Genomic DNA, 26,556 nt, shown 5'->3' on the forward strand with positions numbered 1-26,556 from the left:
ATGAAACCTTTGATACATTTGTTACGTATGAAGAGAAGGCACTTACTTTACGAGGAAGGAGGGATACATCGCCCTTGCTTCAAACAAAAGGATTCCGAGCGGCTCTTTTGAGCATACTTCTACTATCATTATTAGGAGTTCAACTGCACACAAAAGCAGAAAAACAAACCGTCTACGTCATTCCCGTTGAAAAAAATGTCGAACAGGGTCTCGCCTCCTTTTTGTCACGTTCGCTACAAGATGCAGAGGCTGCGCATGCAAGCCATATTATTCTTGATATTAACACGCCGGGAGGACTGGTGAAATCAGCTATTGATATAGCGGACACGATCAACGAAACGGACATCCCGATAACTGCTTATGTAAACAAACGGGCATTGTCTGCTGGTGCATATATCGCGTTACAAGCTGACGCCATTTATATGGCACCAGGAGGAAAAATGGGAGCCGCGGCGATCATTGACGGTAAAGGTAATGCTGCTGACAAAAAAGCTGAATCATTTTGGCTTGCGGAGCTGGAAGATGCCGCAGCAAAAAACAACCGTGATCCAAAATATGCGCGTGCCATGGCAGACCCTGATGTAGATGCAAGAGAAGCGGGCGCGCCGAAGGGAGATCTGCTTACGCTGAATGCAGAAAAAGCTGTTGACGTAGGCTATTCGGAAGGAACCGTTACCAATCTTTCCGCGCTTGTGAAGAAGCTTGGATACGAAAATGCACATATCAGCTATGCCGAGGAAAGCTTTGCAGAGAAGGCAGCGAGGTGGCTGACCAGTCCGATTGTTGTTCCTATTTTATTGACAATTGCCTTCTTAGGCCTTACTGTTGAGCTTTTTTCTCCAGGTGTCGGTCTGCCTGGAACAGCCGGATTTATTGCTTTGATCCTGTTTTTTTACGGACATCTTGCAACGGGTCTTGCCGGATATGAAACGGTTCTCCTCTTTATAGCAGGGGTGATTCTGATCCTGATGGAGATATTCCTCCCCGGAGGAATTATTGGTTTACTTGGCTTGGGAGCAATTGTTGCGAGCTTATTTTTGGCCGCGGGAAGCTTCACAGTCATGGCGGTTTCTCTCTTGATCGCCTCAGCTGTTTCCATTACAGCTTTCATTTTACTGACAAGGGTGTTGGGAAAGCGTATGAAATTCTTTAAGAAACTTATATTAAATGATTCTACAAATACAGAGAGCGGTTATGTATCAAATCAAACGCGCACGGAATTAATCGGCAAGGAGGGCGTGACCTTTACGCCGTTGCGTCCCGCGGGAACCGTCATTATTGATGACGAACGTCTTGATGTGGTATCAGAAGGATCATTTACAGCGAAAGATAAAAAAGTAAAAGTAATTAAAGTGGAAGGCTCGCGCATTGTCGTGAGAGAAATTTAAACAGAAACGAGGAGAAGTAGCATGGACCCATCAACATTAATGATACTGGCTATTGTTGTAGTAGGGATCATTGTTTTAGCTGTATTTTTTACATTTGTACCAGTAATGCTCTGGATTTCAGCTTTAGCAGCCGGAGTTAAAATCAGCATTTTCACTTTAGTAGGGATGAGGCTTCGCCGCGTCATACCGAACCGGGTGGTTAATCCGTTGATTAAAGCCCATAAAGCGGGACTCGACGTTGGAACAAACCAGCTTGAAAGCCACTATCTTGCCGGAGGGAATGTAGATAGAGTCGTTAATGCCCTTATCGCAGCTCAGCGCGCCAATATTGAGCTTACATTTGAACGCTGTGCTGCCATCGACCTTGCTGGCCGTGATGTATTGGAAGCCGTGCAAATGAGCGTTAATCCGAAGGTTATTGAAACACCATTTATTGCAGGTGTTGCCATGGACGGAATTGAAGTGAAGGCGAAAGCGAGAATTACAGTAAGAGCCAATATCGACCGCCTTGTCGGGGGTGCGGGTGAGGAAACGATTGTAGCCCGTGTAGGCGAAGGGATCGTCTCTACAATCGGTTCATCAGAAAACCACAAAAAAGTGCTGGAGAACCCTGATATGATTTCTCAAACGGTTCTCGGTAAAGGCCTGGATTCAGGCACAGCCTTTGAAATTCTTTCGATTGATATTGCTGATGTTGACATTGGTAAAAACATCGGGGCGATCTTGCAGACGGATCAGGCAGAGGCCGATAAAAATATTGCGCAGGCCAAAGCCGAAGAACGCCGTGCAATGGCTGTTGCTCAAGAACAGGAAATGCGCGCACGTGTAGAAGAAATGCGAGCTAAAGTGGTTGAAGCCGAAGCGGAAGTGCCGCTTGCGATGGCCGAAGCGCTTCGCGAAGGAAATATCGGCGTCATGGACTACATGAATATTAAAAACATTGATGCAGACACAGATATGCGTGATTCATTCGGTAAATTAACGAAAGACCAATCGGATGAAGACCGCAAATCATAATCTCTCTATGCAGAAGGGAGAATATTGATGGAAGATATACTGACGAATCCGCTTGTTATTGCAGCGATTATCGGAATTATTTCCGCGATTTTCGGCAAAGTGAAAAAAGAAGAAGAAAAAAACAATCAAAATCAAAAAAGAGAAAAGCCGCAGACCATGAAACCTGCTTCTGTTCAGAAAAAACAATCAGCTAAAGAAACGCCTGCTCCTATTCCAAACCGCTTGGAACAGATGAGACAAGAAGCTGAAGAAAGACGGAAGGAAACAGAAAGAAACCTGAAAGGGCTTGAGCGGGATCTTACTGCCGCCAAAAATAAAGCGGTGTACACCAAGCAAAAACTGCTTCAGGTCAATAAAGACACTGTGGTGCAAGGTATTGTCTTAGGCGAAGTATTCGGTCCGCCAAGGGCAAAAAAACCTCATCACACAATGCGTGCAGCCCGCAAAAATTAAGTGTTAGAACCCTCTTTCAAATCATACATATGAGATGAAAGGGGGTTCTTTTTGTATGGGGCATAGAAAGAATCGTTTAAAAGCTTGGCTGACAAGAGCATTGGAAATTCCCCCGGACGTTATGATGGATCTGCCGCGGATAACAATGGTCGGCAGACTTCATATCTACATAGAAAACCACAGAGGCCTTCTGCTGTTCAGTGAAAATGAAGTGAGGCTGATGCTGAAGCAGGGCCAGTGCATCATATCAGGAAAAAACTTTGTGATCAAAGCGATTCTTCCGGAAGAAATACTTTTGGAGGGTACGATTGATGTCGTTCGATATGTTGAGTCATAAAGCCGAGGGGGAAATGTTGTGAAAAATAAATGGCTGTCTTTTTTTGGGGGTAAGGTCCAGCTTGAAGTGACGGGACGAGGCATTGAACGGCTCCTTAATGAATGCACAAGAAGAGGGATTCCGATCTTTCATCTGAAAAAAAAGAAAGAAGCCGTCTTGTTATATATACAGCTTCAGGATGTACATGCCTTTCGGCGTGTCAGGAGAGAATTTGACTGTAAAGCCCGTTTTATCAATCGAAAAGGGTTCCCGTTCTTATTGCTGAAATCCAAGCTGAATTTAGGTTTTACCATTGGTTTTGCGCTTTTTTTTATCCTTTTATTTTTGCTCTCCAATATGGTGTGGAAAATTGAAGTGACTGGCGCAAAGCCTGAAACGGAGCACCAAATGATGCAGCATCTAAAGGGAATAGGCGTCCGAAAAGGGCGATTGCAATTTTTAATGCAGTCTCCCGAAAAAATACAAAAATCGTTAACCAACGGAATAGACAATATCACTTGGGTCGGAGTCGATTTGAAAGGCACGACCATCCGTATGAAAGTTGTGGAGAAAAATGAGCCTGAAAAAGAAAAGTATGCCAGTCCGCGCCACATTGTCGCCAAAAAGAAAGCAACCATTACAAGAATGTTTGTGCAGAAAGGACAGCCCATGGCCGCCATCCATGATCATGTGGAAAAGGGACAAATGCTTGTCTCCGGCTTAATCGGAAGCGAAGATGAGCAGCAGGAAGTCGCCTCTAAAGCTGAAATTTACGGTGAGACCTGGTACAGATCTGAAGTAACAGTGCCACTTGAAACATTATTTAACGTTTATACGGGCAAAGTAAGGACAAAGCACAAGCTTTCTTTTGGCTCATGGGCTTTCCCAATCTGGGGGATGACGCTTAAAAAAGAGGAATTAAAACATCCAAAAACAGAACAAGAGAAGCATTCGCTTCATTTTCTCGGTTTGGAGCTCCCTGTTTCTTATATCAAAGAGCAAACGAGAGAAAGTGAAGAGGCTTTGCGAAAATATACGGAAGAAGAAGCAGTTCAAGAAGGAATCAAAATGGGTAAACGGGATGTAGAGAATAAAATAGGCGAGGACGGCGAGGTGAAAAGTGAAAAAGTTTTGCACCAGACAGTCGAGAATGGTAAAGTAAAGTTGATTATTCTCTACCAAGTTATAGAAGATATCGTTCAAACCACACCTATTGTCAGGGAGACTGAAGAATGACAGAACATTTACTTGCGATTAATCAAAAACTGAAAAGCCCGGACGAGGCGCTTTCACTGTTCGGGAATCAAGATTCTTTTTTGACACTGATGGAGAAAGATCTGGATGTGAATATCATTACGCGAGGCGAAACGATTTATATTTCAGGCGATGAAGAATCGTTTCAGATTGCCGACAGGCTGCTGGGATCACTTCTCGCATTAATTCGCAAGGGGATAGAGATCTCTGAACGTGATGTGATTTACGCCATCAAGATGGCAAAAAAGAATGAGCTTGAATATTTTGAAAGCATGTATGAAGAAGAAATAACAAAAAACGCAAAAGGCAAATCGATCCGTGTGAAAACCATGGGACAGCGGGAATACGTAGCAGCCATGAAACGAAATGATCTTGTATTCGGTATTGGCCCGGCTGGAACCGGAAAAACGTATCTTGCTGTCGTAAAAGCAGTCCACGCATTGAAAAACGGACATATTAAAAAAATCATTTTAACAAGACCTGCCGTAGAAGCCGGTGAAAGCCTCGGTTTTTTACCAGGTGACCTGAAAGAGAAAGTTGATCCTTATTTGCGCCCGCTGTATGACGCTCTTCATGATGTGCTTGGAACAGATCATACAGAACGTCTGCTGGAAAGAGGAGTCATTGAAATCGCTCCGCTCGCTTATATGAGAGGCCGGACGCTTGATGATGCCTATGTTATACTTGATGAAGCACAGAACACTACGCCTGCCCAAATGAAAATGTTTTTGACGAGACTGGGTTTTGGCTCTAAAATGATCATTACAGGTGACGTTAGCCAAATTGATCTGCCGAAAGGCGTCAAATCGGGACTTGCAGTAGCGAGAGAGATGCTGAAAGAAATCGACGGCATTTCTGTGATTGAACTGGACCAGACAGACGTGGTCAGACATCCGCTTGTTGCGAAAATTATTGAAGCATATGATAAGCAAAATTAATCCTGAATGACCCGATCGCGCGTTATCGGGTCATTTTTGCTTATCGGCTTGATTTTCTAGAGGAGGTTCTTGTGTTGAAAAAGAAGGGGAAGACCAAAAGCGGCTCAACAAAGTGGCGCGGCTTTAAAAATGCACGCTCCATGCATGTACTGCTGTATCTTCTGCTGGCTGCGATTATGTTCGCATTGCTTTTTGTACATGTGAAGCCGGAATCGCTTGATTTAGACCTGTTTTCAGTCAGCGACAAGACCATTTATGCTCCGGCAACCGTGGAAGATCAAAAAGCGACAGAGGAAAAAAAGCAAGCTGCTGAGGATGCGGTCGAAGATCAATATACCTTAAAGAAGGATTATACAGACAATCGAATTGATCTTGTGTCTTCGATATTTGACAGTATTAGTGAAGTGAAAAAATCAGCAGAAGAAGACAGCGGTTCACCATCAGAAAAATCAATGATTAAGTCGGTGAAGAATAAGCTGACGTCAGATGTGAATGATTCGATATCAGAGGAAGCCATCAAGACTTTGCTGAAGGCGGACCATGAAGATTTTTCATTTGTCAGAGATACTGTCATAACAGCAGTAAACTCAGTGATGAGCAGTGAAATCCCGTCGGATAAATTATCTGAAGCAAAAGATAAAGTGGAAAAAGAACTGAAGAGTAATTCTATTCCGTCCAAATATTTGGGAGCCGCCACGGAAATCGGGCGTTACGCCATCATTCCGAATTACGTCTTCGATCCGAAAGCAACAGAGGCAAAGCGCCAGGAAGCGTCAGACAATGTTCAGCAGGTTCAGATCAAACAGGGGCAGGTGCTCGTGGAAGAAAATGACCTCATTGATCGGGAAGTATACAGAAAACTTGAGCTGACCGGATTATTAAATAACTCCAATTTGTTCAAGCCGATCAGCGGTCTATTGATTATGATTGGGCTTTTCATAGCTACACTTGTTTACTATTTCGAAAAACAGAATCAAAATCTGAAATTCAAACAAAAGTCGATCTTATTATTCTCCATTATTACAACGCTTTTGCTTGTTATTATGGAGGTTGTCAGTTTGTTTCAAAAGATGGAATATAACAATATTGGCTATCTTGTCCCCATTGCGGCCGGCGCGATCTTAATTAAGCTGCTGATGAATGAGCGAATCGCCATTTTAGGAAGTATCATTCTTGCGATTTGCGGAAGTATGATGTTTAATCAAGGTGTGACAGGAACATTTAATTATGTCATTGGGATTTATTATTTGATCAGCGGTATTTCTGGTGTTTTGTTTTTAGGAAAACACAATGGCAGATCAAAAATATTGCAGACCGGACTTTTTGTGGCGTTTATCAATATGATTGTGGTTCTATCTCTATTATTGATTCAAAACACCGCGCTGTCAGGTCTGGAAATCGGGACGCTCATGCTGATGGGAGTTGTGTCGGGCTTTGCTTCTTCTGTATTAATTATCGGGCTTATGCCATTTTTTGAGACAGGTTTCGGCATTTTGTCCACAATGAGGCTGATTGAGCTGTCAAACCCTAACCATCCACTGCTTCGAAAAATACTGACAGAAACACCAGGTACATATCACCACAGCGTCATGGTCGCTAATTTGTCAGAGGCTGCCTGCGAGGCGGTAGGGGCAAATGGTTTGCTTGCAAGAGTCGGTGCGTATTACCACGACCTTGGAAAAACAAAGCGGCCGCAGTATTTTATTGAAAATCAAATGAATATTGACAATCCGCATGATAAGCTTTCTCCGCAGCTCAGTAAAAATATCATTATTTCTCATACCACTGACGGGGCGAATATGCTGAGGAGCTATAAATTTCCAAAGGAGCTTGTGGATATTGCTGAGCAGCACCACGGGACTTCTCTTTTGAAATTCTTTTATTATAAAGCGAAGGAAAAAGGCGATCAGATTACAGAGGAAGAATTCCGTTACCCGGGGCCGAAGCCACAGTCAAAAGAAGCCGCGATAATCTCAGTGGCAGACAGTGTCGAAGCGGCAGTCAGATCGATGCATAATCCAAATCCTGAACGAATTGAAAAGCTTGTCCGGGGCATTATATCCGATAAGCTTCAGGACGGACAGTTTAGTGAATGCGATTTGACATTTAAAGAGCTTGATACAATCGCAAAAACGCTTTGTGCAACATTAAAAGGAATTTTCCACTCCCGGATTGAATATCCGGAGGCTACTAAGAAGGTGAAATAGATGAGTTTACTGATTGATATCGTAGATGAAACCGGAAGTGTCTCTGAAGAGATGCTTAAAGAAGTAGAAAATCTGCTTCAATTTGCCGCTGAGCGCGAAGGAGTTCAGGATCAGGCTGAGGTTTCTGTCACGATCGTTACCAATGAAGACATTCAGCAGATCAATAAAGAGTATCGGGGAAAGGATACACCGACAGACGTCATTTCATTTGCTCTTGAAGAAGAGGGAGAAGATGAAGTTGAAATTGTCGGTGCTGAAATGCCGCCGGTTTTAGGTGACATTATCATCAGTGCAGATCGTACAAGAGAGCAGGCTGAAGAATATAACCATTCTTTCAAGAGAGAGCTTGGCTTTCTAGCGGTACATGGATTCCTGCATCTTTTAGGATATGACCATATGACGAAAGAGGAAGAAGAGGAGATGTTTACTAAGCAAAAGGATTTGCTAGACGCCTATGGACTCAAGAGATCATAGAAATGAGCTGAAGCGATTCCTAATGAGCTTCGTGCACGCAGGACGGGGCATATGGAAAACGGCGCGGACGGAGCGGAATTTTCAATTTCATACCGCGGCTGCCTGCGCCGTTATCATTTGCGGTTTTCTCGTTAATCTCAGCTTGACAGAGTGGACTATTATTTTTCTTTTGATCGGCGGAATGCTTTCGTTAGAGCTTTTAAATACAGCTATTGAACACACGGTTGATTTAGTAACAGATAAACATCACCCGCTTGCGAAGGCGGCTAAGGACGCTGCTGCCGGGGCTGTTTGCGTTTTTGCCGTGATTTCGTGTATTATTGGTTTACTTATTTTTTTGCCAAAGCTGTAATGGCTGAAAATTCTTACATTTATTTTACATTTTTAGAAATGGGCGTGAAAAAAGGAGCGCTATTATGTAAAATATAAAGTGATAGCGGTACCATTATAGGTAAGAGAGGAACATGTACACATGAACAGACAGGAATTGATAACAGAAGCTTTAAAAGCGCGTGACATGGCATATGCACCGTATTCCAAGTTTAAAGTAGGAGCCGCTCTTCTTACCAAAGATGGAAAAGTGTACAGAGGCTGCAATATAGAGAATGCGGCATACAGCATGTGCAACTGCGCTGAGCGTACCGCTTTGTTTAAAGCTGTTTCTGAAGGCGATACTGAGTTTCAGATGCTGGCAGTAGCTGCTGACACCCCGGGACCAGTATCACCGTGCGGAGCCTGCAGACAGGTAATTTCTGAGCTTTGCACAAAGGACGTTGTTGTCGTGCTGACCAATTTACAAGGACAAATAAAAGAAATGACTGCAGAAGAATTATTGCCAGGCGCATTTTCATCGGAGGATTTACATGACGAACGAAAGCTTTAAATCAGGATTTGTATCCATTATCGGAAGACCAAATGTAGGAAAGTCTACTTTTTTGAACAGAGTGATCGGCCAAAAAATCGCCATCATGAGTGATAAACCCCAAACAACGAGAAACAAGGTGCAAGGGGTTTTAACGACAGGCACATCACAAACAATTTTTATTGACACACCAGGAATTCATAAGCCTAAGCATAAGCTTGGGGACTTTATGATGAAAGTGGCGCAAAATACATTGAAAGAAGTCGATTTGATCTTATTTATGATCAATGCTGAGGAAGGTTACGGCAAGGGCGACGAGTTCATTATTGAGAAATTGCAGAATACCTCGACACCTGTTTTCTTAATCGTAAACAAAATTGACAAAATCCATCCTGATCAATTGCTTCTGCTAATTGACGAATACCGCGGGCGATATCCTTTTAAGGAAATTGTTCCGATCTCTGCATTAGAGGGAAATAATATTGAAACCTTGCTGGCGCAGATTGAAGCCTATTTGCCTGAAGGACCGCAGTTTTATCCAAGTGATCAGGTGACCGATCATCCGGAGCGCTTTATTATTTCTGAGTTGATCAGGGAAAAGGTGCTGCATCTGACTAGGGAAGAAATCCCGCACAGCATTGCGGTAAGCATCGAATCGATTAAAGGACAGGACAACGGATCCGTGCACGTGGCGGCAACAATTGTAGTCGAACGGGATTCTCAAAAAGGCATTGTCATCGGTAAAAAAGGCAGCCTGCTGAAAGAAGTCGGAAAAAGAGCGAGAGCGGATATTGAGGCCCTCTTAGGTTCTCGCGTCTATCTTGAATTATGGGTAAAAGTGCAGAAAGACTGGCGTAACAAAATGTCCCAGCTTCGCGACTTCGGCTTTAAAGAGGATGAATATTAATCTCTTGCTGTGTCATAATCTCACATGAACAGGGATAACTTAGCAAATTTTGTTTAACATGAAATGGAGGACATCTGGTCAAGATAAAGGTAAGAATTTGGAGTTTAGGTAAGCTAGTTTAACTACAGAAAGGTGGGTTTCTTGTGTTGAATTTTACCTGGAACGTATTTTCTCAAACAGGAAATGTTGATACGTATCTTCTTTTTAAAGAACTGGAAAAAGAGAACATGGAAAGACCCGAAGAACTAGAAGATGAGCTAGCCCGATTTGATTTTCCAATTTTATAGACCTCTTGACCGCTCCTGTTTTAGGAAGGTGCGGAAATGCTGACAAAATGTGAAGGAATCGTTCTTCGTACCAATGATTACGGAGAGACGAATAAAATTGTTACTTTACTGACAAGAGAACACGGAAAAATAGGTGTTATGGCCAGAGGAGCCAAAAAACCGAACAGCCGTTTATCAGCAGTCAGCCAGCCCTTTTTGTATGGTTCATTCTTGATGCAGAAAACAACAGGCCTCGGAACCCTTCAGCAGGGTGAAATGATTCTCAGCATGAGAGGCATCAGAGAGGATTTGTTTTTAACTGCATATGCAGCTTTTATTGCTGAGCTCGTTGACAAAGGGACAGAAGAAAAAAAACCAAATCCCTATTTGTTTGAATTTATTTTAGAATCCTTTAAACAGCTTGATGAAGGAACAGACCCGGATGTTATTACCTTCATTGTTCAAATGAAGATGCTTGCTGTGATGGGACTGTATCCTGAGCTTAATCATTGTGCGCATTGTAAAAGCCAGGATGGGACATTCCATTTTTCTGTTCGCGATAACGGTTTTATTTGCCACCGCTGCTTTGACAAAGACCCTTACAAGGTGCCGATTAAACCGCAAACGGCAAGGCTATTGAGATTGTTTTATTACTTTGATCTTTCAAGGCTTGGCAATGTGTCCTTAAAGCAGGAAACGAAAGATGAAGTAAAGCAAGTTATTGACTTGTACTACGAAGAATATTCAGGAGTTTATCTGAAATCGAAGCGCTTTTTAGATCAAATGGAGAGCATGAAACATCTTATGGGTGAAAACAAAAGTTGACATCTGGCCCATCTTTTTATATGATCATTTATTATAAAATATGTTGCAGTGAGAGAAAGAAGTACTTGCGTATACCTCATAAAAGCGACCTTAGGACGGTGTAAGCTAAGGATGAGCACGCAACGAAAGGCATTCTTGAGCAATTTTAAAAAAGAGGCTGGGATTTTGTTCTCAGCAACTAGGGTGGAACCGCGGGAGAACTCTCGTCCCTATGTTTGCGGCTGGCAAGCATAGAGACGGGAGTTTTTTGGTTGCTGCCGCAGCAATTTTATGAAAGAAAAGTGGAGGTGCTTGAAATGAATATTCAAGACATGATTCTAACCCTGCAGAAGCATTGGTCCAATGAAGGCTGTGTGCTCATGCAGGCATACGATGTAGAAAAAGGGGCCGGCACGATGAGCCCGTATACATTTTTGCGCAGTATCGGTCCTGAGCCGTGGAAAGTGGCTTACGTTGAGCCGTCAAGACGCCCAGCTGACGGCCGATATGGAGAAAACCCGAACAGACTTTATCAGCATCATCAATTTCAGGTCATCATTAAACCGTCACCTGATAACATTCAAGAGCTGTATTTAGACTCTTTGCGCGCTCTGGGAATTGATCCGCTTGAGCATGACATCCGTTTCGTTGAAGACAACTGGGAAAATCCGTCTTTAGGCTGTGCGGGTCTTGGCTGGGAAGTATGGCTTGACGGAATGGAAATTACACAATTCACGTATTTCCAGCAGGTTGGAGGACTCGAGTGTAAACCTGTTTCCGTTGAAATTACATACGGAATTGAGCGTCTGGCCTCTTATATTCAAGATAAAGAAAATGTATTTGATCTTGAGTGGACGTCAGGGTTTACCGTGAAAGATTTATTCATGATGGCTGAGTACGAGCATTCCGTTTATACATTTGAAACATCAGATGTTGATATGCTGTTCCAATTATTCAGCACGTATGAAAAAGAAGCGATTAAGCAAATGGATAACGGTCTTGTGCATCCTGCATATGACTACGTGCTTAAATGCTCGCACACATTCAACCTTCTTGATGCCAAAGGGGCAATCTCAGTTACAGAGCGGACAGGCTATATCGGAAGAGTGCGGAATTTAGCAAGAAAAGTCGCAAAAACCTATTATGAGGAACGAGAAAAACTAGGGTTCCCAATGCTTAAAGGGGAGGGTTCTTCTCATGAGTAAACAGGATTTACTTTTAGAGATCGGATTAGAGGAAATGCCGGCGCGCTTTTTGAATGAAAGCATGGTTCAGCTTGGCGAAAAGCTGACAGGCTGGCTTGCAGAAAAAAATATCGCACACGGTGAAGTGAAGCTTTTTAATACACCGAGACGCCTTGCTGTTTTCGTAAAGGGTGTAGCAGAAAAGCAGGATGATATAAAAGAAGAAGCAAAAGGGCCTGCAAAAAAAATCGCCCTTGATGCTGACGGCAACTGGACAAAAGCGGCGATTGGGTTTTCAAAAGGGCAAGGTGCCAGCGTGGAAGACTTGTACATGAAAGAAATAAAAGGCACAGAATATGTTTTTGTGCAAAAATTCCAAGCAGGCCAAGAAACCAAAACACTTCTGCCTGAACTGAACAACTTAATTACAAGCCTTCATTTCCCGAAAAACATGAGATGGGGAAATGAAGATCTGCGTTATATCCGTCCGATTAAATGGATTGTCGCTTTATTTGGCCAGGATGTCATTCCGTTTGCAATCACAAATGTTGAGTCAGGCCGGACGACACAGGGGCACCGTTTCCTGGGCCATGAAGTGTCTATTGAATCGCCTTCAAGTTATGAAGAACAGCTGAAAGAGCAGCATGTGATTGCTGATCCAAATGTTCGCAAACAGATGATTCAATCGCAACTGGAAGCAATGGCCGAAGAAAACAAATGGAGTATTCCGGTTGACGAGGACCTCCTTGATGAGGTCAATCATTTAGTAGAGTACCCGACGGCTCTTTACGGCTCATTTGAATCTGAGTTTCTGTCCATTCCTGAGGAAGTGCTTGTAACGACTATGAAAGAGCATCAGCGCTATTTCCCTGTTAAAGACAAGAACGGAGATTTGCTTCCTTACTTTATCACAGTCCGTAACGGAAACAGCCACGCGATCGAAAATGTCGCGCGGGGCAATGAGAAAGTGCTGCGTGCACGTTTATCCGATGCTTCCTTCTTCTACAAGGAAGATCAGAAGCTGAACATTGATGAAAATGTGAAGAAGCTTGAAAACATTGTGTTCCATGAAGAGCTTGGCTCTCTCGCTGATAAGGTAAGAAGAGTAACAGCGATCGCAGAGAAGCTTGCTGTCCGTCTTCAAGCTGATGAAGATACATTAAAACACGTGAAACGTGCTGCTGAAATCTCTAAGTTCGACCTTGTGACACATATGATATATGAGTTCCCTGAGCTTCAAGGAATTATGGGTGAAAAATATGCGAGAATGCTTGGCGAACATGATGCTGTAGCTTCTGCTGTCAACGAACACTATATGCCTAGATCCGCAGGCGGAGAAACGCCTTCCACTTTCACTGGGGCAGTAGTGGCAATGGCGGATAAGCTGGATACAATCGCATCCTTCTTCTCTATTGGCGTCATTCCGACTGGTTCACAGGATCCTTACGGCTTGCGCCGCCAAGCGAGCGGTATTGTTGCGATTCTGCTTGACCGGAACTGGGGCATTTCGTTTGAAGAGCTGCTGACTTTCGTACAAACGGAAAAAGAAACCGAACTGTTAGATTTCTTCACTCAGCGTCTAAAATACGTCTTAAATGCGGAGCAGATCAGACATGATGTAATAGATGCCGTGCTGGAAAGCTCTGAGCTTGAGCCGTATTCAGCGCTCCACAAAGCGCAAGTGCTGGAACAAAAACTGGGTGCCCCGGGCTTTAAAGAAACAGCTGAAGCTTTAGGCCGAGTGATCTCTATCAGCAAAAAAGGAGTTCGCGGAGATATTCAGCCTGATCTGTTCGAAAATGAATACGAATCGAAGCTGTACGAAGCTTATCAAACTGCTAAACAAAATCTGCAGGAAAGCTTCAGCAAAAAAGATTATGAGGCGGCACTTTCTTCACTTGCAGCCTTGAAGGAACCGATCGATGCTTATTTCGACCATACGATGGTTATTGCTGATAACGAGGCATTAAAGGCAAACCGATTAGCGCAAATGGTAAACTTGGCGGATCAGATCAAGTCCTTTGCTAATATGAATGCCCTTATTGTAAAATAAAGAGAGAAAAGGCGGTTGCTGTGTGATCGGTAATCGTCTTTTCCCCATTTGAACGTTTTTTTGTTTGATTACTGAGCATTTACGTTATAATATGGTTTATTATTCTCTTTACATAGATATGAAGTGAAAAGGTGGTGAGTACGATCGAACTAAATAAACGGCAAGAACATATTTTGCAGATTGTAAAAGAAAACGGACCGATTACAGGGGAGCATATTGCCGAACAGCTGAATTTAACGAGAGCAACACTGCGTCCTGATTTAGCCATACTCACCATGTCAGGTTTCCTTGAGGCGCGCCCGAGAGTCGGTTATTTCTATACTGGAAAAACCGGTACGCAGCTGCTGGCAGATAAACTGAAAAAGCTTCAGGTGAAAGACTTTCAATCTATCCCCGTCGTTATTCACGAAAACGTTTCTGTATATGATGCGATTTGCACCATGTTTTTAGAAGATGTAGGTACTCTGTTTGTAGTGGACCGTGATGCTGTTTTAGTCGGAGTGCTTTCACGAAAGGATTTACTACGAGCCAGCATCGGCCAGCAGGAGCTTACTTCTGTCCCTGTGCACATTATTATGACTAGAATGCCGAACATTACAGTGTGCAGACGCGAGGATTATGTGATGGACATTGCAAAGCACTTAATTGAAAAACAAATCGATGCGCTGCCTGTCATCAAAGATACCGATAAAGGATATGAAGTGATCGGCAGAGTGACGAAAACGAATATGACCAAAATACTTGTCAGTTTATCAGAAAATGAAATCCTATAAGAGCGCAGACTAACGGGGGGATAATATGAATAACCGCATCATCTATGTCGTATCGGATTCCGTCGGTGAAACGGCTGAATTGGTAGTCAAAGCTGCATTAAGCCAATTTAACGGATCAGCAGACGATACACATGTAAGAAGAATTCCTTATGTTGAAGACATTGGCACTATCAATGAAGTGATTTCACTAGCAAAAGCAGATGGAGGCATTATCTGTTTTACACTTGTGGTGCCGGAAATAAGAGAATATTTGATTGCCGAAGCGGAAAAAGCAAATGTCTTATATTATGATATTATCGGCCCGTTAATTGATAAAATGGAAACAGCCTACGGTTTAACGGCGAAGTATGAACCGGGACGGGTCCGCCAGCTTGATGAAGATTATTTCAAAAAGGTCGAAGCGATTGAGTTTGCTGTTAAATACGATGATGGGCGTGACCCACGAGGCATTTTAAAAGCTGATATCGTTTTGATCGGTGTATCGAGAACCTCTAAAACACCGTTATCTCAATATCTTGCCCACAAGCGGCTGAAAGTTGCCAATGTCCCGATTGTTCCGGAGGTTGATCCGCCGGAAGAGCTCTTTAATGTTGACCCGAAAAATTGCATCGGGCTGAAGATCAGTCCGGATAAACTGAATCATATCAGAAAAGAACGGTTAAAATCACTTGGCCTCAATGACAAGGCCATTTATGCAAATATCAACAGAATTAAAGAGGAACTGGAATATTTCGAAAAGATCGTGGATCGAATCGGCTGCCAGGTTGTAGATGTTTCAAATAAAGCAGTAGAAGAAACAGCAAATATTATCCATCATCTCAAAACGAAAAACATGTAACTCAGGACGCTCTATCCTGGGTTTTTGACTTTGCCAAAAGGGAATAATGAAAAACAATAGCATCTTTGTGAAGTTTGTATTATAATAAAAAATTGTGATAAAATGATTAATTTTAGGTTTAAGGTTCGTGTGATACGAATAAACTATTATGGGTAAGATGTCAAGAATTTCTCCCGGAAATTTTTCGACAAATTCAAATACACCCGCATTTTTGCAGGGTGTGTGATTTTGCTTGCTTTTATGCAGGAGTTTAATGGAGGGATGGAGAATTACTCTTCTTAATGAAAAAGAAAAGACGATTTTTGTCGATGCTGATGCTTGTCCCGTAAAAGACGAAATTTTACAAACAGCATCCGATTATGAAGTTCAAGTTCTTTTTGTCGCTTCATTTGAACATTACCAGCTTTCCAGAAGTCAGGAAGAAAAATGGAAGTATGTTGATCCTCATAAAGAAGCTGCTGATTTATATATCGCAAATCATGTAAAACCGGGAGATATCGTGGTGACGCAGGATATTGGTTTAGCGTCCCTGCTTCTGAACAGGAACGTCACTGTCATGTCGGAGAGAGGGCGTCTTTACAAGGAAGATACGATTGATTTTGCCCTTGAAGGCCGTCATGTTTCCGGCAAACAAAGGAGAAAAGGCATATATGCCAAAGGGCCTAAAAAATTGAATCATGAAGATCGAGAACGATTTGTTACACTGCTGCAAAAAATCCTGTCGAACGATGAAGGGATTTTGCACTAAAACATCGAATAATGTACGACGGAGTGTTATAAGATGGGAAATCGGATACCAGATGAAATTGTAGACAAGGTGCAAAAGTCGGCAGATATCGTTGAAGTCATAGGTGATTATGTTCAATTAAAGAAGCAAGGCCGAAACTACTTTGGACTCTGTCCTTTTCATGGAGAAAGCACACCTTCGTTTTCCGTATCGCCAGACAAACAGATTTTTCATTGCTTCGGCTGCGGAGCGGGTGGCAATGTCTTCTCCTTTTTGAGGCAGATGGAGGGCTATTCGTTTGCTGAGTCGGTTTCCCACCTTGCGGACAAATACCACATTGATTTTCCAGATGATATAACGGTTCACACCGCAGTCCGGCCAGTATCCTCCGGAGAACAAAAAATGGCGGAGGCTCATGAGCTTCTGAAGAAATTTTACCATCATTTGTTAATAAATACAAAAGAAGGCCAGGATGCGCTTGATTATTTGCTTGCAAGAGGGTTTACGAAAGAGCTGATTGATGAATTTCAGATTGGCTATGCACTTGATTCTTGGGACTTCATAACGAAATTTCTCGCCAAGAGAGGCTTTAGTGAAACACAAATGGAAAAAGCGGGGCTGCTCATTAGACGCGAAGACGGAAGCGGATATTTTGACCGTTTCAGAAACAGGATCATGTTTCCGATCCATGACCATCATGGAGCTGTTGTGGCTTTCTCAGGCCGAGCGCTTGGCAGCCAGCAGCCAAAATATATGAACAGCCCGGAAACGCCGCTTTTTCATAAAAGCAAGCTGCTTTATCATTTTCACAAGGCCCGCCTTCATATCAGAAAGCAGGAAAGAGCTGTCTTATTCGAGGGATTCGCCGATGTCATATCAGCGGTAAACTCAGGCGTAAAAGAGAGTGTAGCGACGATGGGCACGTCTCTGACAGATGATCATGTAAAGATTCTGAGAAGAAACGTGGAGGAGATCATTCTTTGCTATGACTCTGATAAAGCCGGATATGAAGCCACCTTGAAAGCTGCAGAGCTTCTTCAGAAAAAAGATTGTAAAGTCAGAGTCGCTATGATCCCTGACGGATTGGACCCTGACGATTACATTAAACAGTACGGCGGAGAAAAATTCAAAAACGACATTGTCGATGCAAGCGTTACGGTGATGGCGTTTAAAATGCAATATTTCCGAAAAGGAAAGAACCTGTCCGATGAAGGCGATCGATTAGCCTACATTAAAGAAGTGCTTAAAGAAATCAGCGCGCTGTCAGGATCACTTGAACAGGAAGTCTACGTGAAACAGCTTGCTTCCGAATTTTCGATTTCCCAGGAGTCATTAACTGAGCAGCTGACTGTATTCGGCAGGCAAAACAAACCTGCTGACAGCAGCGGTGAAACGAAAACAAGAAGAGCGCATTTGACAACTAAGGCAAGGCAAAAACGGCTGCGCCCGGCGTATGAAAATGCAGAAAGGCTTTTACTGGCGCATATGCTTCGTGACAGGGGCGTCATAAAAAAAGTCATTGACCGGGTCGGGTTTGAATTTAATATTGATGAACACCGCGCTTTGGCCGCCTATCTGTACGCTTTATATGAAGAGGGTGCCGAGCTGACGCCTCAGCATCTTATGGCCAGGGTGACGGATGATCATATAAGCCAGGTATTGTCTGATATTTTAATGCTTCAGATTAATCAAGAACTCAGCGAGGCCGAGTTATCAGATTATGTGAAAAAAGTGTTGAATCACAGAAAATGGTCAATGATAAAAGAAAAAGAGGCGGAAAGAGCCGAAGCCGAAAGGCAAAAAGATTTTTTGAGAGCCGCATCTCTGGCTCAAGAAATCGTTACATTGAACCGATCTTTAAAATAACAGGGACAACTGATGAGGAGCTTTTTATTGGCAATGATTCCTTGCGGAGGAGCAAATAGATCGCTTGACCTCATCATGAATTGTCATTTCATTATTCGCACATTGTTAAAGGCAGTTCACATAGAAAACGCCTGAATGGACCGAATAAGAATCATACCGCTTTTAGAATTCGTTGCAAGCTTTGGAAGGAGGGATCCATAATGGCTGATAAACAAACCCACGAAACAGAATTAACATTCGACCAAGTGAAAGAACAATTAACTGAGTCTGGTAAAAAACGTGGCGTTTTGACATATGAAGAAATTGCTGAGCGTATGTCCAGCTTTGAGATTGAGTCAGACCAAATGGATGAGTATTATGAATTTTTAGGTGAACAAGGTGTTGAATTAATTAGTGAGAATGAAGAAACAGAAGATCCTAATATTCAGCAGCTTGCCAAAGCCGAAGAAGAATTTGACCTTAATGACCTAAGTGTACCGCCTGGTGTCAAAATCAACGACCCAGTACGTATGTATTTAAAGGAAATCGGCCGGGTTAACCTTCTTTCTGCAAAGGAAGAAATCGCCTATGCGCAAAAAATTGAAGAAGGTGATGAAGAATCCAAACGCAGATTGGCTGAAGCGAACCTGCGGCTTGTTGTCAGCATCGCCAAACGGTACGTCGGACGCGGAATGCTGTTCCTTGATTTGATTCAAGAAGGTAACATGGGTCTGATGAAAGCCGTTGAGAAATTTGATTATCGTAAGGGTTATAAATTCAGTACGTATGCTACGTGGTGGATCAGACAGGCAATTACACGCGCCATTGCCGATCAGGCGAGAACGATCCGGATCCCCGTTCATATGGTTGAAACCATTAATAAATTAATCCGCGTACAGCGTCAGCTATTGCAAGACTTAGGCAGAGAGCCAACACCTGAAGAAATTGCGGAAGACATGGATCTAACACCTGAAAAAGTACGTGAAATCTTAAAAATAGCACAAGAGCCAGTGTCTCTTGAAACACCGATCGGTGAAGAGGATGATTCCCATCTTGGTGATTTCATTGAAGATCAAGAGGCTACTTCACCTTCAGATCATGCGGCATACGAGCTATTGAAAGAGCAGCTTGAAGACGTGCTTGATACGTTAACAGATCGTGAAGAAAATGTATTGCGGCTTCGATTCGGTCTTGATGACGGACGTACAAGAACATTGGAAGAGGTCGGCAAGGTATTTGGAGTTACGAGAGAGCGTATTCGACAAATCGAAGCGAAAGCGCTGCGGAAACTAAGACATCCTAGCAGAAGTAAACGTTTGAAAGATTTTCTAGAATAAGATGGAACGGGTCTTGCAGATCCGTTCTTCTTTTTTAAAAAAGATATATGGATAATATGTCTTTATTTTACTGAAAAATGATGTCATTTGCAAATGAACATTGCGATGAAAAATTTCAATATACCAATCCATATTTTCTATTGTAAGCGTATACAATACATTATACAATAGAATAAAAGGAATGTTAGAGAAATAGGCATGTTTGGATTTAATTTTGTATAAAGTGTGAATAAAAAACTTTTGTATGCCAATCCATTTACTTTTTGTAAAAATAAGTTAGAATTAGAAGTGTTTACATAGGGGGAAGGATCATAAAGGGGGAAGGGAAATGAAATGGAATCCGCTTATTCCATTTTTATTGATCGCTGTTTTAGGTATTGGTCTGACTTTCTTTTTATCAGTAAAGGGGCTTGATGACTCTCGCGAGATTGCGAGCGGAGGAGAAAGCAAGTCTGCTGAGAAAGATGATGCAAACGCTTCACCGGAAGACATTTACAAGGCAAATTGTATTACGTGTCACGGGGAAAATTATGAAGGAGTTTCTGGTCCGAGTTTAAAAGGTGTAGGGGATAAGAAGGATGTCGCTGAAATCAAAACAAAGATTGAAAAGGGCGGTAATGGAATGCCTTCCGGTCTTGTTCCGGCTGATAAGCTTGATGACATGGCAGAATGGGTGTCTAAAATTAAATAAAGGATGTATCTTTCTCCTTATACGTTCTCAGGCCGCCGAGATGTTCTCGACAGCCTTTTATTTTTGTCCCATTCCATACTGATTTTGTTACTGCAAAGAAATAAACTGAAAATCATTCGCTCAGCTTGGATTCCGGGCTGATTTTTTATATGATAGTAAAGGAAAAAATGATTGAGAAAAGTTGTGATGACAAGTGAACGAATTAAAATTATCAAAACGATTACAAACAGTAGCGGAGTACATACCGGATGGAGCGGTAGTAGCGGATATTGGTTCTGACCATGCTTACCTTCCTTGTTATGCGGTGTTGAATCATAAAGCGAGCAAAGCTATTGCTGGAGAAATAACAGACGGTCCATTCTTGTCTGCCAAACGGCAGGTCGACAAATCGGGCTTAAGCGCACACATAACGGTAAGACAAGGAGACGGCCTTGAAGTGCTTCAGAAAGGTGAGGCTGACGCCATAACAATTGCCGGCATGGGCGGGTCACTGATCGCTCATATTTTAGAAGCAGGCAAGGAAAAACTGATAGGTAAAGAACGGCTTATTTTACAGCCGAATATTCATGCCGTTCATATTAGAGAATGGCTGTATAAAGAAGGGTACGCACTTATTGATGAAGTGATTCTTGAGGAGGACGGGAAGTGCTATGAGGTGCTTGTCGCCGAAGCGGGAGACAGAGATGCAGCTTATGCAGGAATTTCTTTGCCGGCAGGAATGCTCGTAGGCCCATTTTTGGCAAAAGAAAAGAATGCTGTATTTTTGAAAAAATGGACACAAGAGCTCCAGCATACTCAAAACATATATGAACAGATCAGCCGTGCTGCGACATCCGAAGATAACAAAAAGAAATTGAACGAACTAACCGATCGAATGGAGCTATTAAAGGAGGTTATCGATCATGGCTAAAACGGTAAACGGACAGCAAGTCATTCAGCTGTTTGAACAATTTTCTCCCAAAGCCTATGCAGTTGAGGGCGATAAAATCGGTCTGCAAATCGGCAGTTTAAATAAACCAGTTAAAAATGTGATGGTTACGCTGGATGTATTGGAAAGTGTCGTCGATGAAGCGATTGAAAAGGATGTTGATTTAATCATTGCACACCATCCTCCTATTTTCCGGCCGCTAAAGCATATTTCAACTGATCAGCCTGGCGGAAGGCTGATTGAAAAGTGTTTGAAGCATGACATCGCCGTGTATGCGGCTCATACTAACCTAGATGTTGCGGACGGCGGTGTAAACGATTTGCTTGCTGAGGCCTTGGAGCTGAGTGGAACTGAAGTATTAGTGCCTACTTATACTGACCCTCTCAAAAAACTCGTCGTATACGTGCCGAAAGAATATGAAGAGCAGGTCAGAGGCGCTCTGGGAAATGCGGGGGCAGGCCATATCGGTGAGTACAGCCATTGTGCGTTTTCATCTGAGGGCATTGGCAGCTTTAAGCCATTGGACGGCGCACAGCCTTTTATCGGAGAGGTTGGAGAGCTTGAGCTCGTTCATGAAGTCAGACTGGAGACAGTGTTTCCTCAAAGCATAGAAAAAGCCGTTATAAACGCAATGATAAAAAGCCACCCGTATGAAGAAGTCGCTTATGATATTTATCCTGTCGAGCAGTCACCAGCCGAAAAAGGGCTAGGCCGTGTCGGAACACTTAAAAATGAAATGACACTTCAGGAATTTGCTTTGTTTGTGAAAGACAAGCTTCAAGTGAACGGCGTCAGAATGGTGGGACAGGCTGACAGCATGGTGAAGAAAGTAGCTGTTCTCGGAGGAGACGGGAACAAGTATATCCATCAGGCAAAACGGAAAGGCGCAGATGTTTACGTCACGGGCGATCTATATTTCCATGTTGCCCATGATGCGATGATGCTTGGTCTGAATGTTATTGATCCAGGCCATTACGCTGAAAAAATTATGAAAGAAGGCGTCGTAAAAAAACTGACGTCAATGTGTAAGGATAAAAAAGCAGACGTCAATATCTTTATTTCCGAAACGGATACAAATCCATTTACTTTTCTATAAAAAAACTGAGGCTGTGAGGGCCTCAGTTTTTTGCTTTCACTTTCGGAAGGATTTTTTTGAGCGGAACATTGTGTTCGATTGTCCAAGTTGATGGGTCTTCATGATCGAACTGTTCTAAAAAGCGAATCACTTCTTTGGTGATCGGCGTCGGTGTTGAAGCTCCGGCAGTAACGGCGACGGTATTTACGCCGTTAAGCCATTCCAGTTTTAATTCGCTGAGATCGCCGATTCGGTACGCTTTTGTCCCGGCTATTTCCTCAGACACTTGGGCGAGCCGGTTTGAATTATTGCTTTTTGGGTCGCCGACAACGATCGTTAGGTCCGCTTTTTTCGCCTGCTCCGATACAGCTTCCTGCCGCACCTGAGTAGCCAGGCAAATCTCTTGGTGATATTCAACGTGAGGATATTTTTCCTTCACAAGCTCCATGATATCGTGAACATCCCATTGAGACATTGTCGTTTGGTTTGTTACGATCAATTTTTCAGCTTGGATATCGAGACTTTTGACATCTTCCGGTGTTTCAACCAAGTGAACGATATCAGGTGCAACGCCAACCGCTCCTTCCGGCTCCGGATGGCCTTTTTTGCCGACATAGATCACGTGGTATCCTTTTTCTTTCATTTCTAAGATTAAATTGTGGGTTTTCGTTACATCCGGACATGTAGCGTCTATAGCGACTAATCCTTTTTCTTCGGCGATTCTTCTAACCTCGGGAGAAACGCCGTGCGCTGTGAAAATGACAGTTCCTTTGTCAACCTGCTTCAGGATGTCCAGTCGATTAGCGCCGTCCAATGTATAAATGCCATCTTCCTCAAACGCATCAGTGACGTGTTTATTATGAACAATCATCCCGAGTATATAAATGGGTCTTGGCAAGCTTATATCCAGTGCCGCGTTTTTAGCGATTACCATAGCGTCAACAACACCATAGCAATAGCCGCGCGGCGAAATTTTAATTACGTCCATTTTCGGTTGTCCTCCAATACAGAAGTGAGTAAAGGCAATATAAAAAGCCGTAATCAAACGGCTCTAATCTTGCAATCTTCTGATCTCCATTATAGCCAATCTCACTCCAGATATCAAAGAATGTTAAATATATAATCTCGGCTTAGAACTGCCGGATGTTTTTTTCGAGGAAGGAGAGGGCGTTTCCTTTTTCTGTGAGACAGATGTTTTTGATTTTTGTTCCTTTAAGTCCGGTGCTGCTGTTTTTTTTGTAGATGATGGTCTGCTTGCTTTTGATTTTTCCTTTTCACCAGATTCGTTTGACGCAGCGTTCTTTTCTGTTTCTGTATTATCTTCTGATTCTGTCTTCGTTTCTTCTTCAGTGCCCTCTGAATCATCGTTTTTGCTTAATTGACTGTAAAGCTTTATCATTGCCGGCAGGTTGCGGACTAAGGGTCCGTACTGCTGAATCATAGGGGTGACTTGCTGCGCCATGCCGAGCACTTTTTGTACATTGCCGAGCATACTGGATAACGATGCCGGATTGGCGAGATTTTGAATGCCCTGCAGACCTGCTCCTCCGCCTGCGGCTGCTCCTGGCGCCCCTGTGCCTCCTGTGCCGGGTAAAAATTTGGACAGCATCCCTTTTAAGCCTGTGCCCGCCCCATTTCTTGCCCCGGCGTTTGGCTGAGGAAGAAATTGCTGCCCTGTTTGCTGGAAACTTTGCTGCGGCGGACCAAATGAAGGTCTTCGCATTTCAGGCGCTGTTCTTCCCATCATGCGCTGGTTTTGCATAGGGCGGGGCGGACCGGGCTGCGGATAGTTTCTCATTGGCTGCTGCTGTGAAAACATACTTGTACCTCCTTTCAGCTCTCTCTGCTATTACAATATGCATGGGTTTCAGTATTTGCTTTCCTTATCTGTAAAACAAACGCCTTCCAAACGTGGTGTTTTTAAGGGAAATCGGGTATAATGTGATGATGGACACATAATGTGCCGCTTTAAGGAGCTGGGAAAAATGAAAGAAACTAAATTTGATGCGTATGAATTGAAACCGTTTATTATAGATGCAGTACATCGCCTTGGTTTTTATGAACCGACTGATATTCAAAAAAGGCTGATTCCTGCTGTATTAAAAAAAGAAAGCGTCATCGGACAGTCTCAGACTGGAACCGGAAAGACTCATGCTTACTTACTTCCTTTGTTAAATAAAATTGATCCTGCTAAGGATGTCGTTCAGGTGGTCATCACGGCTCCGACGCGCGAGCTTGCCAACCAGATTCATCAGGAAGCGCTGAAAATCACTCAGGGTGCTGAAGGTGATTCGATTCGTTCCAAATGTTTTATCGGAGGCACAGATAAGCAGAAAGCCATTGATAAACTGAAAACGCAGCCGCATCTAGTCGTCGGAACGCCGGGACGGATTGCGGATTTAATCAAAGAACAGGCATTAAGTGTTCATAAAGCTGAGTCTCTTGTTATTGATGAAGCGGATTTAATGCTGGATATGGGATTCCTTGCAGACGTTGATTACATTGGTTCACGTATGCCAGAGGATCTGCAGATGCTTGTGTTCTCTGCAACGATTCCGGAAAAGCTGAAACCGTTTTTGAAAAAATACATGGAAAACCCGAAATACGCCCACGTGGAGCCTAAACAGGTCACTGCTGCGAAAATTGAGCATATTCTTATTCCTTCAAAGCACCGAGATAAGGACAAGCTTCTTTTCGATATCATGTCTAATCTGACCCCTTACTTAGGCATTGTGTTTGCTAATACGAAAAACAATGCCGACCATATCGCCAAATATTTGATGGACAAAGGGATGAAAATCGGACTTCTGCACGGCGGCTTAACGCCTCGTGAGCGTAAAAAAGTCATGAAGCAGATTAATGATTTGGAATTCACTTATGTAATTGCAACTGACCTCGCCGCAAGAGGCATTGATATTAAAGGTGTCAGCCATGTCATCAACTATGAGCTGCCGGATGATCTTGATTTTTATGTTCACCGTGTGGGCAGAACAGCGCGCGCGGGTTCTTCAGGACAGGCCATGACAATTTATGAGCTTTCTGATGAGGATGCATTGGTGAAGCTTGAGAAAATGGGCATTGAGTTTGATTACCTGGAGATTGAAAAAGGCGAATGGAAAAAAGGCGATGACCGACAGCGCCGCCAAAAGCGTAAAAAGACGCCGAACGAAGCAGATGAAATCGCCCATCGTCTCGTGAAAAAGCCGAAGAAGGTTAAGCCCGGATATAAAAAGAAAATGAGCTACGAGATGGAGAAAATTAAGAAAAAACAGCGAAGAAATCAATCTAAAAAAAGAAAGTAGGGGAACCGGTTGTTGAGAATAGGTTCACACGTCTCTATGAGCGGAAAACATATGCTTCTGGCTGCGAGTCAGGAAGCAGTCTCTTACGGGGCGAACACGTTTATGATTTATACAGGCGCGCCGCAAAATACGCGCCGAAAAAAAATTGAAGACTTAAATATAGAAGCTGGCCGTGCTCACATGCAGGAAAACGGCATCGACGAGATTATCGTACACGCGCCTTATATTATTAATATCGGCAATACGGTCAATCCGGCTACTTTTGAGCTTGGTGTTAATTTTCTCCGCTCTGAAATTGAGCGGACAGCTGCCATCGGCGCGAAGCAAATCGTCCTTCACCCGGGTGCTCATGTTGGCGCGGGAGCCGAGGAAGGCATTAAAAAAATTATTGAAGGCTTAAATGAAGTCATTGATCCGAATCAAAATGTGCAGATTGCATTAGAAACAATGGCTGGCAAAGGGTCTGAATGCGGCAGAAGCTTTGAAGAGCTTGCGCAAATTATTGATGGCGTTACACACAATGAGCATTTGTCTGTATGCTTTGACACATGCCATACACATGATGCCGGCTACAATATTGTCGAAGATTTTGACGGAGTGCTGAATGAGTTCGATAAAATTGTTGGTATTGACAGAATCAAAGTGCTCCATATCAATGACAGCAAAAATATCAAAGGCGCGAGAAAAGACCGTCATGAAAATATTGGCTTCGGGGAAATCGGATTTGACGCATTGCAATATGTCGTTCATCATGAGCAGTTAAAAGATATCCCGAAAATCCTTGAAACGCCGTATGTCGGTGAAGATAAAAAGAACAAAAAACCGCCGTACCGTTTTGAGATTCAAATGCTGAAAGAAAAGCAATTTGACAACACATTACTCGAAAAGATTTTACAGCAATAAAAAAGCGGGGGATT

27 protein-coding genes and 1 other annotated feature are annotated in these 26,556 nt (G+C 43.1%); of the genes, 25 read left to right on the forward strand and 2 right to left on the reverse strand.

The window, feature by feature from the left end; translation table 11 throughout:
- Positions 1-74: 74 nt before the first annotated feature.
- From V6D42_RS02510 to V6D42_RS02620, 23 genes are all read left to right on the forward strand, one after another.
- On the forward strand, positions 75-1,388 hold the full coding sequence (locus V6D42_RS02510; RefSeq protein ID WP_333512278.1) for an NfeD family protein: 1,314 nt from the start codon (positions 75-77) through the stop codon (positions 1,386-1,388).
- A gap of 21 nt (positions 1,389-1,409) precedes the next feature.
- Entirely contained in the window at positions 1,410-2,405 is a 996-nt protein-coding gene (gene floA, locus V6D42_RS02515; protein ID WP_010334987.1) for a flotillin-like protein FloA, read from the forward strand.
- Between the two features lie 27 nt (positions 2,406-2,432).
- Positions 2,433-2,858, forward strand: a complete 426-nt coding sequence (locus V6D42_RS02520; protein WP_333512279.1) for a hypothetical protein — start codon at positions 2,433-2,435, stop codon at positions 2,856-2,858.
- Positions 2,859-2,913: 55 nt separating this feature from the next.
- Positions 2,914-3,195: a sporulation protein YqfC gene (gene yqfC / locus V6D42_RS02525; RefSeq protein ID WP_326130810.1), complete on the forward strand. Its 282-nt coding sequence runs from the start codon at positions 2,914-2,916 to the stop codon at positions 3,193-3,195.
- Between the two features lie 18 nt (positions 3,196-3,213).
- Complete coding sequence (yqfD, locus tag V6D42_RS02530; RefSeq protein ID WP_333512280.1) at positions 3,214-4,410, forward strand: sporulation protein YqfD; 1,197 nt, start codon at positions 3,214-3,216, stop codon at positions 4,408-4,410.
- A complete protein-coding gene (locus V6D42_RS02535; RefSeq protein ID WP_333512281.1) occupies positions 4,407-5,366 on the forward strand; it encodes a PhoH family protein in 960 nt (319 codons plus the stop codon). The genes yqfD and V6D42_RS02535 overlap by 4 nt, the downstream gene beginning before the upstream one ends.
- 71 nt (positions 5,367-5,437) lie before the next feature.
- Positions 5,438-7,573, forward strand: a complete 2,136-nt coding sequence (gene pgpH / locus V6D42_RS02540) for a cyclic-di-AMP phosphodiesterase PgpH (protein ID WP_333512282.1) — start codon at positions 5,438-5,440, stop codon at positions 7,571-7,573.
- Positions 7,574-8,047 (forward strand): rRNA maturation RNase YbeY, encoded by a 474-nt coding sequence (gene ybeY, locus V6D42_RS02545; protein WP_010334982.1) that lies wholly within the window; start codon positions 7,574-7,576, stop codon positions 8,045-8,047.
- Complete coding sequence (locus V6D42_RS02550; RefSeq protein WP_333512283.1) at positions 8,028-8,399, forward strand: diacylglycerol kinase family protein; 372 nt, start codon at positions 8,028-8,030, stop codon at positions 8,397-8,399. Before ybeY ends, V6D42_RS02550 begins: the two co-directional genes overlap by 20 nt.
- A gap of 120 nt (positions 8,400-8,519) precedes the next feature.
- Positions 8,520-8,930 carry a cytidine deaminase gene (locus tag V6D42_RS02555; RefSeq protein ID WP_010334980.1) on the forward strand — a complete coding sequence of 137 codons (411 nt, stop codon included), beginning with the start codon at positions 8,520-8,522 and terminating at the stop codon, positions 8,928-8,930.
- Positions 8,911-9,816: a GTPase Era gene (era, locus tag V6D42_RS02560; protein WP_010334979.1), complete on the forward strand. Its 906-nt coding sequence runs from the start codon at positions 8,911-8,913 to the stop codon at positions 9,814-9,816. The genes V6D42_RS02555 and era overlap by 20 nt, the downstream gene beginning before the upstream one ends.
- A 143-nt stretch (positions 9,817-9,959) precedes the next feature.
- Positions 9,960-10,103, forward strand: coding sequence for a YqzL family protein (locus tag V6D42_RS02565; RefSeq protein ID WP_024122087.1), 144 nt, complete (start codon positions 9,960-9,962; stop codon positions 10,101-10,103).
- A gap of 36 nt (positions 10,104-10,139) precedes the next feature.
- A complete protein-coding gene (gene recO, locus V6D42_RS02570) occupies positions 10,140-10,907 on the forward strand; it encodes a DNA repair protein RecO (RefSeq protein WP_333512284.1) in 768 nt (255 codons plus the stop codon).
- Positions 10,908-10,946: 39 nt separating this feature from the next.
- Positions 10,947-11,121, forward strand: a binding site (T-box leader).
- A gap of 82 nt (positions 11,122-11,203) precedes the next feature.
- On the forward strand, positions 11,204-12,091 hold the full coding sequence (glyQ, locus tag V6D42_RS02575; RefSeq protein ID WP_010334976.1) for a glycine--tRNA ligase subunit alpha: 888 nt from the start codon (positions 11,204-11,206) through the stop codon (positions 12,089-12,091).
- Entirely contained in the window at positions 12,084-14,123 is a 2,040-nt protein-coding gene (glyS, locus tag V6D42_RS02580) for a glycine--tRNA ligase subunit beta (RefSeq protein WP_333512285.1), read from the forward strand. Before glyQ ends, glyS begins: the two co-directional genes overlap by 8 nt.
- A gap of 134 nt (positions 14,124-14,257) precedes the next feature.
- Positions 14,258-14,896, forward strand: a complete 639-nt coding sequence (gene ccpN, locus V6D42_RS02585) for a transcriptional regulator CcpN (RefSeq protein ID WP_024122084.1) — start codon at positions 14,258-14,260, stop codon at positions 14,894-14,896.
- Positions 14,897-14,921: 25 nt separating this feature from the next.
- On the forward strand, positions 14,922-15,734 hold the full coding sequence (locus V6D42_RS02590) for a pyruvate, water dikinase regulatory protein (RefSeq protein WP_333512286.1): 813 nt from the start codon (positions 14,922-14,924) through the stop codon (positions 15,732-15,734).
- A 253-nt stretch (positions 15,735-15,987) separates the two neighbouring features.
- Positions 15,988-16,482, forward strand: coding sequence for a YaiI/YqxD family protein (locus V6D42_RS02595; protein ID WP_333512287.1), 495 nt, complete (start codon positions 15,988-15,990; stop codon positions 16,480-16,482).
- A gap of 33 nt (positions 16,483-16,515) precedes the next feature.
- Positions 16,516-18,327, forward strand: a complete 1,812-nt coding sequence (dnaG, locus tag V6D42_RS02600; RefSeq protein ID WP_333512288.1) for a DNA primase — start codon at positions 16,516-16,518, stop codon at positions 18,325-18,327.
- Positions 18,328-18,527: 200 nt separating this feature from the next.
- Positions 18,528-19,643, forward strand: a complete 1,116-nt coding sequence (rpoD, locus tag V6D42_RS02605; protein WP_003226225.1) for an RNA polymerase sigma factor RpoD — start codon at positions 18,528-18,530, stop codon at positions 19,641-19,643.
- A gap of 328 nt (positions 19,644-19,971) precedes the next feature.
- Positions 19,972-20,334 (forward strand): cytochrome c550, encoded by a 363-nt coding sequence (cccA, locus tag V6D42_RS02610; protein ID WP_010334972.1) that lies wholly within the window; start codon positions 19,972-19,974, stop codon positions 20,332-20,334.
- Between the two features lie 241 nt (positions 20,335-20,575).
- A complete protein-coding gene (gene trmK / locus V6D42_RS02615) occupies positions 20,576-21,244 on the forward strand; it encodes a tRNA (adenine(22)-N(1))-methyltransferase TrmK (RefSeq protein ID WP_333512575.1) in 669 nt (222 codons plus the stop codon).
- The gene (locus tag V6D42_RS02620) at positions 21,237-22,358 is read left to right on the forward strand and encodes a Nif3-like dinuclear metal center hexameric protein (protein ID WP_168748258.1); all 1,122 of its coding nucleotides are present in this window, start codon (positions 21,237-21,239) and stop codon (positions 22,356-22,358) included. The genes trmK and V6D42_RS02620 overlap by 8 nt, the downstream gene beginning before the upstream one ends.
- A 22-nt stretch (positions 22,359-22,380) precedes the next feature.
- Here the strand turns inward: V6D42_RS02620 and V6D42_RS02625 are convergent, their stop codons facing one another.
- Together V6D42_RS02625 and vrrA are read right to left on the reverse strand one after the other, a co-directional pair.
- Positions 22,381-23,325, reverse strand: a complete 945-nt coding sequence (locus V6D42_RS02625) for a 4-hydroxy-3-methylbut-2-enyl diphosphate reductase (RefSeq protein WP_333512289.1) — start codon at positions 23,323-23,325, stop codon at positions 22,381-22,383.
- A 123-nt stretch (positions 23,326-23,448) separates the two neighbouring features.
- Positions 23,449-24,156 carry a VrrA/YqfQ family protein gene (gene vrrA, locus V6D42_RS02630; protein ID WP_333512290.1) on the reverse strand — a complete coding sequence of 236 codons (708 nt, stop codon included), beginning with the start codon at positions 24,154-24,156 and terminating at the stop codon, positions 23,449-23,451.
- Between the two features lie 166 nt (positions 24,157-24,322).
- Between vrrA and cshB the strand changes: the two genes are divergently transcribed.
- Together cshB and V6D42_RS02640 are read left to right on the forward strand one after the other, a co-directional pair.
- Complete coding sequence (gene cshB, locus V6D42_RS02635) at positions 24,323-25,639, forward strand: DEAD-box ATP-dependent RNA helicase CshB (protein WP_333512291.1); 1,317 nt, start codon at positions 24,323-24,325, stop codon at positions 25,637-25,639.
- Between the two features lie 9 nt (positions 25,640-25,648).
- Positions 25,649-26,542 (forward strand): deoxyribonuclease IV, encoded by an 894-nt coding sequence (locus tag V6D42_RS02640; protein WP_333512292.1) that lies wholly within the window; start codon positions 25,649-25,651, stop codon positions 26,540-26,542.
- The last annotated feature ends 14 nt before the right edge of the window (positions 26,543-26,556 follow it).

Origin of the sequence: Bacillus sp. 0909A (assembly GCF_036765115.1) — a bacterium.
GTDB classification, from domain to species: Bacteria; Bacillota; Bacilli; order Bacillales; family Bacillaceae; genus Bacillus; species Bacillus mojavensis.

Coding starts and splice junctions, on each gene's coding strand:
- yqfC (WP_326130810.1), top strand. CDS start 2,914: ATGGGGCATAGAAAGAATCGTTTAAAAGCTTGGCTGACAAGAGCATTG.
- V6D42_RS02595 (WP_333512287.1), top strand. CDS start 15,988: ATGGAGGGATGGAGAATTACTCTTCTTAATGAAAAAGAAAAGACGATT.
- floA (WP_010334987.1), top strand. CDS start 1,410: ATGGACCCATCAACATTAATGATACTGGCTATTGTTGTAGTAGGGATC.
- dnaG (WP_333512288.1), top strand. CDS start 16,516: ATGGGAAATCGGATACCAGATGAAATTGTAGACAAGGTGCAAAAGTCG.
- V6D42_RS02520 (WP_333512279.1), top strand. CDS start 2,433: ATGGAAGATATACTGACGAATCCGCTTGTTATTGCAGCGATTATCGGA.
- V6D42_RS02620 (WP_168748258.1), top strand. CDS start 21,237: ATGGCTAAAACGGTAAACGGACAGCAAGTCATTCAGCTGTTTGAACAA.
- V6D42_RS02555 (WP_010334980.1), top strand. CDS start 8,520: ATGAACAGACAGGAATTGATAACAGAAGCTTTAAAAGCGCGTGACATG.
- vrrA (WP_333512290.1), bottom strand. CDS start 24,156: ATGTTTTCACAGCAGCAGCCAATGAGAAACTATCCGCAGCCCGGTCCG.
- glyQ (WP_010334976.1), top strand. CDS start 11,204: ATGAATATTCAAGACATGATTCTAACCCTGCAGAAGCATTGGTCCAAT.
- V6D42_RS02535 (WP_333512281.1), top strand. CDS start 4,407: ATGACAGAACATTTACTTGCGATTAATCAAAAACTGAAAAGCCCGGAC.
- V6D42_RS02590 (WP_333512286.1), top strand. CDS start 14,922: ATGAATAACCGCATCATCTATGTCGTATCGGATTCCGTCGGTGAAACG.
- recO (WP_333512284.1), top strand. CDS start 10,140: ATGCTGACAAAATGTGAAGGAATCGTTCTTCGTACCAATGATTACGGA.
- era (WP_010334979.1), top strand. CDS start 8,911: ATGACGAACGAAAGCTTTAAATCAGGATTTGTATCCATTATCGGAAGA.
- ybeY (WP_010334982.1), top strand. CDS start 7,574: ATGAGTTTACTGATTGATATCGTAGATGAAACCGGAAGTGTCTCTGAA.
- V6D42_RS02550 (WP_333512283.1), top strand. CDS start 8,028: ATGGACTCAAGAGATCATAGAAATGAGCTGAAGCGATTCCTAATGAGC.
- cccA (WP_010334972.1), top strand. CDS start 19,972: ATGAAATGGAATCCGCTTATTCCATTTTTATTGATCGCTGTTTTAGGT.
- glyS (WP_333512285.1), top strand. CDS start 12,084: ATGAGTAAACAGGATTTACTTTTAGAGATCGGATTAGAGGAAATGCCG.
- cshB (WP_333512291.1), top strand. CDS start 24,323: ATGAAAGAAACTAAATTTGATGCGTATGAATTGAAACCGTTTATTATA.
- rpoD (WP_003226225.1), top strand. CDS start 18,528: ATGGCTGATAAACAAACCCACGAAACAGAATTAACATTCGACCAAGTG.
- V6D42_RS02625 (WP_333512289.1), bottom strand. CDS start 23,325: ATGGACGTAATTAAAATTTCGCCGCGCGGCTATTGCTATGGTGTTGTT.